This window comes from Pseudomonas sp. LY-1, from assembly GCF_053502595.1.
The window spans coordinates 4605534-4618621 of sequence record NZ_CP094353.1; the positions used below are offsets into that span (position 1 = coordinate 4605534).

General features: G+C 65.6%; 13 protein-coding genes and 1 pseudogene. All 14 read right to left on the bottom strand.

Features of this window, described 5'->3' with window-relative positions; genetic code table 11:
* Nucleotides 1-93 precede the first annotated feature (93 nt).
* Nucleotides 94-2217: a type II secretion system secretin GspD gene (gene gspD, locus MOQ67_RS20975; RefSeq protein WP_198718541.1), complete on the bottom strand. Its 2124-nt coding sequence runs from the start codon at nt 2215-2217 to the stop codon at nt 94-96.
* Nucleotides 2218-2222: 5 nt separating this feature from the next.
* A complete protein-coding gene (locus MOQ67_RS20980; RefSeq protein WP_046382760.1) occupies nt 2223-2741 on the bottom strand; it encodes a general secretion pathway protein GspN in 519 nt (172 codons plus the stop codon).
* A complete protein-coding gene (gene gspM / locus MOQ67_RS20985; RefSeq protein ID WP_198718538.1) occupies nt 2738-3337 on the bottom strand; it encodes a type II secretion system protein GspM in 600 nt (199 codons plus the stop codon). The genes MOQ67_RS20980 and gspM overlap by 4 nt, the downstream gene beginning before the upstream one ends.
* Nucleotides 3312-4310, bottom strand: coding sequence for a type II secretion system protein GspL (locus tag MOQ67_RS20990; protein ID WP_046382759.1), 999 nt, complete (start codon nt 4308-4310; stop codon nt 3312-3314). The genes gspM and MOQ67_RS20990 overlap by 26 nt, the downstream gene beginning before the upstream one ends.
* Nucleotides 4307-5008, bottom strand: coding sequence for a hypothetical protein (locus MOQ67_RS20995; protein ID WP_046486560.1), 702 nt, complete (start codon nt 5006-5008; stop codon nt 4307-4309). Before MOQ67_RS20995 ends, MOQ67_RS20990 begins: the two co-directional genes overlap by 4 nt.
* A complete protein-coding gene (locus tag MOQ67_RS21000) occupies nt 5005-5613 on the bottom strand; it encodes a prepilin-type N-terminal cleavage/methylation domain-containing protein (RefSeq protein ID WP_198718539.1) in 609 nt (202 codons plus the stop codon). The genes MOQ67_RS20995 and MOQ67_RS21000 overlap by 4 nt, the downstream gene beginning before the upstream one ends.
* Entirely contained in the window at nt 5610-5942 is a 333-nt protein-coding gene (locus tag MOQ67_RS21005) for a type II secretion system protein (RefSeq protein WP_079444301.1), read from the bottom strand. The genes MOQ67_RS21000 and MOQ67_RS21005 overlap by 4 nt, the downstream gene beginning before the upstream one ends.
* A complete protein-coding gene (locus MOQ67_RS21010) occupies nt 5939-6364 on the bottom strand; it encodes a pilus assembly FimT family protein (protein ID WP_448675549.1) in 426 nt (141 codons plus the stop codon). Before MOQ67_RS21010 ends, MOQ67_RS21005 begins: the two co-directional genes overlap by 4 nt.
* A 7-nt stretch (nt 6365-6371) precedes the next feature.
* Nucleotides 6372-6782 carry a type II secretion system major pseudopilin GspG gene (gene gspG / locus MOQ67_RS21015; protein ID WP_156422917.1) on the bottom strand — a complete coding sequence of 137 codons (411 nt, stop codon included), beginning with the start codon at nt 6780-6782 and terminating at the stop codon, nt 6372-6374.
* A 20-nt stretch (nt 6783-6802) separates the two neighbouring features.
* Nucleotides 6803-8005: pseudogene (gspF, locus tag MOQ67_RS21020) on the bottom strand (type II secretion system inner membrane protein GspF).
* Entirely contained in the window at nt 8002-9711 is a 1710-nt protein-coding gene (gene gspE, locus MOQ67_RS21025; RefSeq protein ID WP_198718540.1) for a type II secretion system ATPase GspE, read from the bottom strand. Before gspE ends, gspF begins: the two are co-directional and overlap by 4 nt.
* Before the next feature lie 387 nt (nt 9712-10098).
* Nucleotides 10099-12489: a TonB-dependent siderophore receptor gene (locus tag MOQ67_RS21030; RefSeq protein ID WP_448675550.1), complete on the bottom strand. Its 2391-nt coding sequence runs from the start codon at nt 12487-12489 to the stop codon at nt 10099-10101.
* A 176-nt stretch (nt 12490-12665) separates the two neighbouring features.
* On the bottom strand, nt 12666-12953 hold the full coding sequence (locus tag MOQ67_RS21035; RefSeq protein WP_017847574.1) for a cyd operon YbgE family protein: 288 nt from the start codon (nt 12951-12953) through the stop codon (nt 12666-12668).
* Complete coding sequence (cydX, locus tag MOQ67_RS21040) at nt 12950-13072, bottom strand: cytochrome bd-I oxidase subunit CydX (protein ID WP_017847575.1); 123 nt, start codon at nt 13070-13072, stop codon at nt 12950-12952. Before cydX ends, MOQ67_RS21035 begins: the two co-directional genes overlap by 4 nt.
* Between the last annotated feature and the right edge of the window lie 16 nt (nt 13073-13088).

Below are 13088 nucleotides of genomic sequence, written 5' to 3' on the forward strand. Positions count from 1 at the left end.
TCCCCTCAGGCCGAACCGCTTTTTACTCGATGACACGCTTGAAGTCGTACTGGATTTACAAGAGCCATGAAGCGGCATTTTGACCGCGCGCCTTCAGTTCGCTGGCCGCAGCAGCTGCATTTGCTGGCGATAGTCATCCGTCACCTGCCGCGCCTGGCTGCTGCTGGTGATCACCTTCGGCGTAATCAGCACAATCAGCTCAGTGCGGTCCTTGGATTTGCTGGTGTTGCCGAACAACCAGCGCAGGCCGGGGATTTTCCCCAGGTACGGCACGGCACTGACGCTCTCGCTGTTGTCCTGTTTGATCAACCCGCCGAGCAATACGGTCTGCCCGCTCTGCACGGCGACTTGCGTCGAGACTGAACGCGTGGAGATACGCGGATTCACCGGCGTGTCGCTGCTGCCGGTCTGGTTCTCGGCATCGCTGACCTGCTGCTGGATATCCATGTACACCAGGCCGCCCGGATTGATGCGCGGCACCACGTCCAGAATCACCCCGGTCTGCACGTATTCGACGCTGCTCAGGGTGGTGTCGGCATCGCCGGTGTTCACCGTGGTCTGGCTGATAGGAATGTTGTCGCCCACCTGGATCTGCGCCGGCTGGTTGTTCATCACCACCAGCGACGGCGCCGACAGCACCTGGGTGCGGCCGTTGGTTTCCAGGGCATGCAAGGCCACTTGCAGGTTGGAACTGACGAAGGAATAGAACAACGAATCCGACGCCCCCAACCCTGCCCCGCCACCGCCCAACGCGCCCTGACTGCCGGAGGCGTTGGCGACTGTGGTGCTGGTGGAATTGCCGGCCAGGCGACCGAGGTACCACTGCACGCCAAGGTCCAGTTCACCGGTGAGTTTGACTTCGAGGATGCGCGTCTCGATCTGCACTTGCAGCGGCGGATTGTCGAGGCGTTTGATCGCGGTTTCGATCTCTTTCCATTGCGCCGGGCGGGTACGCACCAGCAGTTGGTTACTGCTTTTTTGCGCGGTGATGCGGGTGCCGGCTTCGAGGCTTTTATCCGGTGCCGGTTCGGGCGTTTCGGCGACGGGCTCGGGTTCGTCGGCAGGCGGCGGCGGGTTCTGCAGGCCACCGGCATTGTTGTTGAGCGATGACAACGTGGTGGTGCGCAACCCCGGCGCGACCTTGGCCGGCGTATCGTCCTTGATCGCGCCGTTGCCGTAGATCTGCCGCAGGTACTTGGCCAGGTCCGAAGCCTTCATGTTGCGCACGTCGTACACGTACATCTGCGGTTCGTTGCCGCCGCCTTCGTCGATGGTGCGAATCCAGTCGCCCACCTCGCTGAGGTACTGCGGCTGGGAAGAAATCGCCACCACCGAGTTGGTCCGCTCGATCGGCAGAAAGCGCAGCATGCCCGCCAGGGGCATGCCGCTGTCCGGGCCGAACATGGCTTGCAGCTCGGGCATCAGCTCGGCCACCGACGCGCGTTGCAAGCCGAATACGCCCACCGACATGCCCTTGAGCCAGTCCACATCGAAGGTGTCGATGGTGGCCTGGTAGTTGGCCAGTTCTTCCGGGGTGCCGGCCAGACTCAGCACATTGCGCGCCGGGTCCACCAGCAGAAAAGCGTTTTCGCGGGCGAACGGCTTGAGCAGTTTCTGCATCTCGGTGGCGGAGATATAGCGCAACGGAAACAGCCGCGCCGACAGGCCGCTGGACGGTGGCGCCAGGTTCATCTGCGGCACCAGCTTGCCCGCCACCGCCTGGTTGGCCGGCAGGATCACGTAGCGGTTGCCCTGTTTGATCATGGCGTTGTCGGTCCAGGACAACAGGGTTTCCAGGATCGACAGCGCCTGCTGTTTGTCCACCGGCTTGGAGGTGGAAAAGCTGACATTGCCTTTCACGCCTTGGGCGATGCTGTAGTTCTCGTGCAACAGCTCGCCCATCACGCTGTTGATCACCGCTTCGATCGGCTGGTCGGCGAAGTTGAACACGATATCGCCGCCCTGCTCTTTCGCCGGCAGGCTGGCGCTGGGTGGGCGCACGAATTGCTGGCTGCCCCGCCTCACCTGGCGTTGGGGCGCTACCTTCGCCGCGGGCTGCGGGCTTTGCGCCGCGGGCACCTCACTCGGCGGACGTTCCGCGCCGGTGCCTTGCATGGCTTCGTGGAGTAACGCGTCGTCCGCGTCGAGGCGGTCGGGCAGTGAGCCACAGCCGCCCAGGGAGACGGCGGTAGTCAGGCAAAACAACGAGGTGCGCAGATCGATCAAGGGAAGGGCTCGCGAGGCAGGGAAATCGGTGGCCGGGTCGACGGCGGCGGCAAACGCTTGGCGTACAGGTTCAAGGTTTGCGTGCGGCCGTCCAGGGTGAAACGGGCGGATTGCGGCGTGAGGTGGTCCAGGCGCCAGCCGTTGGGCAGCACCTGGCCCAGGCGTACCGTCAGCGGGCGGCCGTCGGCCTGCTTGAGCATCGCCATTTGCAGATTGCCGGTGATCAGGATGCCGCTCAGGGTCAGGTTGGCCAGGCTGCTGGCCTGGGTGTTGCCGACGGCGCGATCGGGGCTGCGATCCGCGCTGAACAACGGGGTTTGCCAGGTGCCGGCGAGGCTGTCCAACGTCACGCTGGGGGCGACTTGCACCCGCGCAGAGGAATGCCCGCGCACCGCCGGTTCGGGCAGCCACTGCGGCTCGTCACCGATGCTGCTCAGGATGAACGCCATCAACAGGCCCAACGCCCCGACCAGGCCGAGCAAGCCCCATTCCAAGGGGCGCAAGACACCGATCATCGGGCCACCTGCGGTTGCAGGTAACCGCGCACCAGCACCTGCACCACCAACTGCCCCGCCCCGCCGCTGGCCGGCGCCTGTTTGCCACGGCGGATGCGCAGCTCATCGACGAACAGAAACGGCGGCTGGTATTCCAGCTCATGCAGGATCGCGGTCAGCGGTTCGATGGCGCAATCGAGGGTCAGGCTGACCTGCACCTGTCGATACGGCTCGCCGTCGTCCTGCTCCGGGGTGATGGGTTTGCGCTGGGTCAGGCTGCAGCCGCCGCCGAGGTTGGCGTAGCGGCTGATCAGATCGGCGAGGCGTTGCATCAGGTCGGCGGCGACCCCATCCGGGTCATCCCCCGGCAGCAGGCTGGTTTGGCTGGCCGGGTCCTGGCGAGCCTGCTCCAGTTGCTCGCGCAGCGCATCGCCCTGGCGCAACACGCCGGCATAGCGTTGCTGCTGTTCGCGCAGTTGTTCGGCCTGTTCGCCCATGGCACGCAAGGGCCCGGCGAACCAGCTGTCGATCAACAGCCAGTACGCCGCGCCGAGCACCACGGCCAGGATCAGCAACGCCGTGCCACGGCGTTCACGGGGTGTGAGGGGTCGGCGCATCGGCGGCCTCCGGGCGAAGGTGGGCACGCAAGGCAAACTGATCCTTGCCGCTGCGCGCATCGGGTTGAATCACGCCTTCGAACTGCGCATTGTCCAGGCGGTGACAGCCTTTGATCCGGGTGATCAGGGCGCTGGCCTTGGCGCTTTGGCCAGAGAAGGCAATCTCGCTGCCCTTGATGTCCAACTGGTCGAGCCAGGTGTCGGCGGGCAGGCATCGGGTGAGGTCGTCGAGCAGCGCCACCAGCGGCGGCTGGGCCACCTTGCGCCGGGTCAGGTACTGCACCGCGCCACGGGTGGCGAGCAGTTGCTGACGCAGCGCATGCACCTCGGCGACCTGGGCCTTTTGCTGCTGGACGCTGTCGTACATGGTGTCGAGCACGCGCTGGCGGTCGTTGAGCCACAGCAGCATCGCCGCGATCAACAACGCGCCGCACAGCCACGGCAAGCTGCGTTGCAACCCCTTGCCCGGCGGACGCGGACGCGGGCGCAAAGGCGCGGGCAGCAAGTCGATGCCCAGGTCGCCGACATCCACGCGATGCGGCTGCAGGCCGAGGGCGGCGCAGTCGCTGAGGATCTGATCGAGGCGCTCGCGCAGGATCGCCACCAGCGTCACCTGCAGTTGGGTCGGCGTGCGCCGTTCCTGGCGTGCGACGAAGTACAGCCGATCGGCCTCGAACGGCGTGTAGCGATCCAGTTCATAGCCGACCACGGCGCTGAGGTTGCGCGCAGCGGCTACGGGCAAGTGGATGGTTTGCAGCAGCACGGCGTCGGCCGCGAGCACCAACACATGCCGCGCGTTGCCCGGCGCCGACGCGACCGGCTCGCTCAACGGCCAGTGCCAGCGCTGCTCGGGCGGCTCGTGCAACGCCAGCCACGCCGGCACACACGCGCGCAGCTCCGTGAGCCACAGGCGCCAACCTTGTTGCAGCAGGCTGCCACGCCAATAACGGGCGATGGGTTCCAGTCGATTCATTCTTGCCAACGCAACACCCGGTAGGGTTGTGCGCCGTCCTCCGTTGGGCTCAATAAAACCGTGACTTGCAGGCGTGCTTCATAGCCACCGGGGCGTTGTGCGCGGCTGTCGACCACCAGCACCTCGCCGGGGTCGGCGCCCTGTGCGCTCTGCTGCGGCAGGTTGAGGGCCTGGCGCATCAGCGCGCTGGCGAACGCCGGAGCGGGCCGATCCAGGTCGCTCCACAAGGTGAGCTCGGGCAGCAATTGGCGGTACAGCGCCTGGCTCATGCCGGGCAATTGGCGCACTTCTTCGAGCACGCGAAACGGTGCCAGCCCCTGCTTGCGCCGTGCGTCCAAGGCCTTGGCCACCTGCGTGGCCTGCGCCGGGCTGGCGCCGCAGGCCAGGGCCAGGCGCGTGAGGTCGTGCGCCTCGGCGTTGACCAGGTACAGCTTGCCGCGCTCGCTGCGCAGGCTGACGTGCAACTGCGCGTCATCGAAGGTCAGGAGCCTTTCACGGCCGTCGGCGATCCAGTGCCGATCGGCCATCGCCAGGGCGACGCCGGCTTGCGCTGCGAGCACCGTCTGGGTGTGCTGGCGATGCCACAGCGCCTGGCGACTTTCCAGCTGCACCCAACCGGCCAAGCCGCCCAGCAACACGCTGAGCAAGGCCAGCACCCACAGCACTAGCAGCAGCGCCGCCCCGCGTTGCCGCCTCATTCGCCCGACGCTCCGCTGGCCAGGTTCAAGCGCAAGGCAATCACCTGAGTGACCCACGGCACCGGCCCGTCGACATGCGCGGCGATCCGCACCGCAGCGGGCAAGCGTCGGGGCCACGGCCACTGGTCGATCCATCCGGTAGGTTGGCCCAGGGGCGATACGCCGCGATAACTGAACCGCAGCGCCGCAAGGTTCGTCAGCAGCACTTGCGGCGCATCGCGGGAAGCATCGGCCTGCCGTTCCAACCGCGAGAACCCCACCTGCAAATCCTCGGCGAGCCGTTGCAGGGTGAAGCGCTGAATCCCGCCGCCGAGCACACCGGGCAAGGTCGCGACAAACTGCAGACGCTCGGGCTCCCCTAAGAAAAACCCAGCGCTCTGGCGGTCGTCTTCGCTGGCATCCAGCGGCAACGCCTCACTGATCGCGGTGCGCAGGAACTGCTGGGCGGCGCGCATTTCGCCCAGGCTCACGGTGTACTGTTGGGCCTTGGCCACCGCGCGATTGGCGCCGAGCAACGCACCGCTGAGCAGCACCAGCAGCACCGCGAGCAGGCTCAGCACCACGAGGATTTCCAGCAGGGTAAAGCCCCGCTCGCGGCGCCTCACTGGCGCACCTTCAGGGTGCTGAACCGGGCCTGGCGCGGCCCCTCGCTGACGATCAGGTCGAGACGATACAGATGGGCTTGCTGACGCACGCAGGTCAGTTGCCAGTGGATGCCGTCCAGCGCGCCCTGGCTGACACCTTCGACCAGGCGCCCCGCCGCTTCCTGGTCCAGCACACTCAGGGCGGCATGGCTCAGGCGGTCGCTGTGAGCCGCTTGCGCCAACGAGCGCGCGCTCTGGCCGAAGGCGACCAGCAGCACCGTGCTGCACACCGCCATCAACGTTAGGGCGGCGAGCATTTCCAGTAACGTGAAACCGGCCTGGCGCTTCATGGCAGCGCCTTGGACTGCACGCTGCCGGTCAGCCAGCCAATGTCGATGCGCCAACGCCGGCTGCCGTTGGCCAGCAGCAGATGGCCGCCGGTGGAACTGCCGTCGGGATAGAACTCCACGGCGGCGCCGACCTGTTCGGCGGTATGCACGGTGACCTGCAGCTGCGGCGGCCAGGCGTGCGGGGCGCGGCCCGGGGCCTGGAAGGTCAGGCGCTGCAGATCGAATTCGGTCCTGGCCACACGCGCGTCGACAATCGCCGCGGCCCGCGTGGCGCGCAGGGCGTCGACCATCTGCCCGACCACGCGGCGCTCGTTCGCCGCCTGCACGGCCTGGCGCAAACCGAGCCCCAACAAGCCGACAGCGAGGCTGATCAACAGGATGACCACCAGCATCTCCAGCAAGGTAAAGCCGCGTTGGGGCATCGGCGGGTTATTCCCAGTTGCCCAGGTCGGCGCTGTAGCCGTCGCCGCCCGGTTGGCCGTCCTGGCCGTAGAAGATCAGGTCGAAGGCGCCGTGTTCGCCCGGGAAGCGATAGCCGAATGCATGGCCGAACGGGTCTTTCAGCTCCGACAGCTTGGCATACGGCCCGGCCCAACTGCTGGCGTTGCCGGGCTTGTCCACCAATTGCTGCAGGCTGTTGGGCGGTGAGCCGACATCCAGGGCGTAGCTGTCGATTTTCATGCTCAGGCTGGCCAGTTGCGCCTTGCCCGCGCCGTACTTGCCCTTGTCCACATTGCCACCGACCTGGCGCACCACGATGGTCGCGACAATGCCCAGCAGCACGATTACCGCGAGCATTTCCAGCAGGGTGAAACCGCTTTGACGGCGTTGAGTTCTCATCGATCGGGTTCCTTGAAGGTTCATATATGGCTGGTCAGGCTCATCAGCGGCAGCATGATCGCCAGCATGATCACGGCCACCAGCAGCGCCATGACCACGGTGAGGGACGGCACCAGCGCGGCGAGCAGGCGCTCGATGCCGCGCCTGGCTTCGATGTCGAAGATGTCGGCGACTTTGAGCAGCATGCTGTCCAGCTCACCGGCCTGTTCGCCGACGTCAATCATTTGCAGGGCCAGGTCGGGCAGCAGCGGTTGCGCACCGAACGCACTGGCCAGGGTGCCGCCGCCTTTCACCGACTCGGCGGCCTCGGCCACTTGGGCCTGCAACGCGCGGTTGGTGCAGACCTGTCGGGCGATGACCAACGCAGGCAGCAAGGCCACGCCGTTGCTCAGCAAGGTGCCCAGGGTGCGTGTCAGGCGCGCCGCTTCGACCCGCTGCAACAGCGGGCCGAGCACGCGCAGGCCGAGCAGGCGGCGGTCGTAGCGTTCGCGGCGCCGGGGGTCGCGCAGGCGTGCCGCCAGGGTGCCCAGCGCGACGCTCGACCCGGCCAACAGCAGCAGGCCGTAGGCGCCGAGGAATTGGCCGAGGGCCAGAATCACTTCGGTGATCAGCGGAATCGGCACGTCCAGGTCCTAGAAGATCGGCACGAACTGCGGCACCACATACGCCAGCAACAACGCCAGGGAGCCGAGCACGCCGACCACCAGGAACGCCGGATAGATCAGCGCATTGATCACCTCGCCGCGCAGCCGCTGGCTGCGTTCGAGGTAGTCGCTGAGTTGGCGTAGGGTGCTTTCCAGCGCGCCGCCGGCTTCACCGGCACGCACCATGCTCAGGTACAGCGGGGAAAAGGTGCTGCCCTCTTCTTCCAGCGCGGCGGATAACGGTTTACCCGCCTTGACGTGGTCACGGATACGCTCGATCAGTACACGCACTTGAGGCTGGCCGGGCTGCTTGAGCAGCAAGCCCAGGGAACGTTCCAGCGGCTGACCGGCGCCGAGCAACGTCGCCAACTGCTGGGTGAAACTCACCAACGTCGCGCCCGTCAACGGCCCCCGCCGCAAGGCATGGCGCAGGCCCTGGCGGCCGGCGGCGTCGATCTGCAACAGCAGCCAGCCGCGCTTGTGCAGGATCGCGATGGCGGCGCTCTGATCCTTGGCTTGCAGCGTGCCGCGCTGGGTCACGCCCTGGCTGTCGAGGGCACGGAAGGTGAACAGACTCACGCGCCCTCACCACGGGTGACGCGCAGCACTTCTTCCAGCGAGGTGACGCCCGCCACTGCCTGGCGCAGGCCTTCTTCATGCAAGGTGCGCAGGCCCGCACGTCGGGCGGCCTGCTCCAGCGTCGCGGCATCGGCGTGGCGCATCAGTAGGCCGCGCAGTTCGTCATTCATCACCAGCAATTCGGTGATCGCGCTGCGGCCGTGGTAGCCGCCTTCGGCGCCGGGGCGGTAGAGCAGGATCGGGCGCTCATCGGTGAAACGTTGCAGGCCATGTTCCTCGATCAACTCCGGCGGCGCTTCGAAGGCCACGCGGGTCGCCGGGTCCAGGCGCCGCACCAGGCGCTGCGCGAGGATGCCGCTGACGGTCGAGGCGATCAGGTAACTTTCCACGCCCATGTCCAGCAGGCGCGTGATGCTCGCGGCGGCGCTGTTGGTGTGCAGGGTGGAGAGTACGAGATGGCCGGTGAGCGACGACTGGATCGCGATGCGGCAGGTTTCCAGGTCGCGGATCTCGCCGATCATGATCACGTCCGGGTCCTGGCGCACGATGGAGCGCAGCGCGCCAGCGAAGTCCAGGCCGATGGCCGGCTTGACCTGGATCTGGTTGATGCCTTCGAGCTGGTATTCCACCGGATCTTCGACGGTGATGATCTTGCGCTCGGCGCTGTTGAGCCGCGCCAGCGCGGTGTAGAGCGTAGTGGTCTTGCCGGAGCCGGTGGGCCCGGTGACCAGCAGGATGCCGTGGGGCCGTTCGAGCACGTCGAGGAAGGCGGCCAGGCGCTCGCCGTCGAAGCCCAGACTGGGGAAGTCGAACTGCACGGTTTGCCGGTCGAGCAGGCGCATGACCACCGACTCGCCGAAGCTGGTCGGCACCGTGGACACCCGCAAGTCCAGCGCCTTGCCCTGGATGCGCAGCATGATCCGCCCGTCCTGGGGCAAGCGCCGCTCGGCGATGTCCAGGCGCGCCATGATCTTCACCCGTGAGATCACCGCCGCCGACGAACTGGCCGGCGGCGCTTCGGCGTCGTGCAATACGCCGTCGATGCGGTAGCGCACCTTGAGTTGGTTTTCGAAGGGTTCGATATGGATGTCCGACGCACGCTGCTCCACCGCCCGCTGCAGGATCAGGTTGACCAGGCGGATCACCGGCGCTTCGGAAGCCATGTCCTTGAGGTGTTCGATATCTTCCAGCGCGCCGCCCTGCTCATCGAGGTTCTCGATCAGGGTACCCATGGCGGAACGGCCCTGGCCGTAATAGCGCTCGATCAGCGTCTCGACTTCAGTGCGCGGGCCAATGGCCAGCCACACCGGCACATCACAGGCGTAGGCCAGGGCCTGGAAGGGATAATGCTGCGTCGGGTTGGCCGCGAGCACGCGCAGCCCGCCGTGGGCCCAGCCCATGGGCACCACTTGGTAATGGTGCATGAAGCGCTCGGTGAGCGCGGGCAACGGGTCGAGCAACGGCGGCGCGGCATCGGCGAGCAACAGCGGCGCGCCGAGCAACTCGGCCCAGGCGCGCGCCAGTTCGACTTCGGACACCAGCCCCAGGCGCGTGAGCAGGCCGAGCAGGTCACTGCCGTCCAGGGACAAGCGCCGGGCGCGCTCCAGGTCGACGGTTTTCAGCCCGGCGTGCTGCATCAGCCACGCGCACACGCGGTCGGTGTGCGGTATCTGCGTATGGCAGGCATCGATGGGCATTGACGACATAGTGGGGTGTCTAGTTGCGAGAAAGTATGGCTATTTGGAACTACTGGATATAAAAATAAAATGCCATTAGTTCGCCACGCCGCAGTCGGAGTTAACTGGGTTAATCGACTGGAAGTTCCAGCGCTAGTTCCTGAAGCGGGGAAACAAACTGAAAAGAATAGCCTGCGACCGCCTTGAAACAGCCGCGAAAGCCTTGATTTAAAGCCCCCAAGCCGACACCCAAGGATTCAGCTAATTGCAATTAGCCACTTCGCCAATCAGAGCCTGGCGCCGAAGTTTTTCCTCGACGCGCATCAAGCTCAAACTTTCAAACAACCTTGTTATTGATCTTCATTGCCGCTGAACGCTGGGTTTGCCGCGTGATAGTAAACACAGACGATCGGCCAGTCAGAAGTCGACCGTCGCCGACAACAGGTAAGTCCGCGGCGTCGACAAGGTCAGCCCCGGTTCGCTGTCGTCCGACGCGCCCGCCGAGCTCCAGTAGCGTTTATCGGCGACGTTTTCCACATTCGCGCGCAGGGTGATGTGTTTGTCATCGACCTTGAACGCATACCGCGCGCCCACGTCGATGCGGTTCCAGGCGTCGATTTCCTTGGCGTTGGCCTGGTCCAGGTATTGCGAGCTGGAGTAGATGCCGCGCGTGGTCAGGGTCAGGCCTTCGAGGCGTGGCACGTCCCATTCCGCGCCGAGGTTGACGTTGTACTTGGGCGTGGCCGGGGCGCGGTTGCCGTCGAACGTACCGTTGGTGGTGTGGGTCAATTCGCTGTCGATGTACATCACGCCACCCAGCAGGCGCAGGCCCTTGAGCGGTTCGCCGAACAGGCTGAGTTCCACGCCGTCGTTCTGGCGCTTGCCGTTGGGGCCGAACACCCGCGAGGTGCCGTTGGTTTCATAGGCCGGTTGCTTGATGCGGAACACCGCGGCGGTCACGGCGAACGCACCAGCGTCGTATTTGGCGCCGACTTCCACCTGGCGGCTGATGAACGGCGGGAAGATTTCATCTTCGTTGACCGAGGTGGAAGGCGCGACCTTGCCCTGGCTCAGGCCTTCCAGGTAGTTGGCGTACAGCGACAGCGCGTCGGTGGCCTTGAACAGGATGCCGCCGGACGGCGAGATTTTTTCTTCGTCGTAGGCGGTGTCGCCTTTGACGTTGTTGGTCCAGTCATCCACCTTCACCCGCTGCCAGCGTGCGCCGAGGGTCAGCAGCAGGCGATCGTCGAAAAAGCCCAGGGTGTCGGACAACGCCACGCCGCTGAATTTATTCTCGGTGTATACCTGCGCATCCTGGCGGATGGCGGTGGACGGCGTCGGTGTTTGCACCGGGTTGTAAAGGTTGCTCGGCGCCGCCGCATAGCGTGCGCCGCCGTTGGTGAAGTCCATGTAGAAGTAGCTGGCCGCCAGGTTGACCTCGTGGCTCACCGGCCCGGTATGGAACCCGCTGCGCACGCCTGCCGTGGCGGTACGCACATTTTCATCGCGGCTGAAGTCGCGCGGCTGCACGCTGAAATCCCCTGCACTGTTGCTGACGGAAACGGCGTGACGCAGGAAGTCGTGGTTGCTTTTGCGCGCGCCGACACCGCCGTAGAGCATCAGGTTATCGCTGAGGTCGAACTCGGCATTGAGCGTGCCGAACGTGTCGTTGGTGCTGGCCTTGCTCCACGACTGCGCGTAGTTGCGGCGTACATCGTTGGCGCTTGGCACCGGGGCCGCGGCGGCCACCTGCACGCGCTCCTGCGGGGCGTTGGTGTCGCGCTCGGTGTGGCCGATATCGCTGGAAAGGCGCAGGCGCTCACCGCGAAAGTCTAGGCCCAGCACGGCCATTTCACGGTCGACACGCTGGTGATCCCACTCAGTGTCGCCGGCCTGTTTCACGCCGTTGAAGCGCAGGCCGAACTTGTTGTCCTCGCCGAAACGCCGGCCCACGTCCACCGCGCCGCCAGCCTGGCTGTCGGAGGCCCAGGTGCCGGTGAACGAGTTGATGTCCTTGTCGGTGGCGCGCTTGGGCACCACGTTGATCCCGCCGCCCACACTGCCGCGCGGCGAGATGCCGTTGATCAATTGGCTGGGGCCTTTGACGATGTCGACGCAGTCGGCCATTTCCATGTCGATGGTGTAGGTCGGCAACACGCCGTACAGGCCGTTGTAGGCCACATCACTGTTGAACAGGCTGAACCCGCGAATGGTGAACTGTTCATAGCGCCCACCGGCCGGGTTGGTGGCGCGCACCGACGGGTCGCTGGCGATCAGGTCGCCGAGCGTCCGCGCCTGCTGGTTCTTCACTGCCGCCTGGGTGTAAGTGGTCATGCTGAAGGGCGTGTCCATGAAGTCCCGCGAGCCCAGCAGGCCCTGCGAACCGCGTCGCGCCACTTGCCCACCGGCGTAGATATCGCCGTCGGCTTCGCTGCGGGTCCCGAGGATGGCGGTCGGCGCCAGTTGCAGGCTGCTGCCCTGCGGCACCGGCACCAGCATGTAGGCCTGCTCCCCCATCGGCTGCAGTTGCAGGCCGGAACCTTGCAGCAGGCGGGCAAAACCTTCTTCCACCGCGTACTCGCCGGATAAACCACTGCTACCGCGGCCACTGACCAGCGCCGGGTCCACCGCCAGGTTGACCCCCGACAACCCGGCGAAACGGGTCAACGCGGCACCCAGGCTACCGGCCGGCACTTGGTAGCTGCGGCGGGTGGCGGTGTCTTCGGCATAGCTGATCGGGGTAAACAGTGGGCTGGCGCTGAGGCTCAGCATCAGGCTCAGTTTGAGCAAGGGGCGGACGGCGGGCATGGGCGGAAGCTCTCGATTTTGTTCACTTACCTGGAATGACAGGCGAGGTGAAAAAAAGGGACAGACTTCCGCGCTTTTTCTAGCAAATAACCACTAAGGCTCAATCAACCGACAGGTTGACTCGACGATCCCGGCGCCGCACAGAGCCGCCACGGTGGCGTCGGGATCGTCCGTTCTCAGTGCAGGAACTTCAACCAGCCAGCCAGTGCCAGCGCGGCAAAGCAGGTCCAGCCCGAGAACAGCCAGCGCCACACGCGCGCACGCGGCACGAACCCCACGCCCCGCACAAAGGCCACACTCATCGCCGCGAACAAGGCCATTGCCAGCCCATGATCAGCTTTGCCGTCCGGGGTGGCCATCAGGGGCGGATAGAGCGTACACACCAGCATGATCGCGATCGCGATAAGCAAGCTCAGCGGGTGAATGCGTGAGGGCGCCGGAGCCTCGGCGACACGCGGCATCATGGCCGCGGCTCCTCACGGTCGCTCAGGGCACGCCCCGCTTCGTTCTCGCCCCACATCGCATTCAATATGGCCAGCAACAAGGCGAAACCGACTCCCAGCATCCAGGCGAAATACCACATAGTCTTTGCTCCTCTG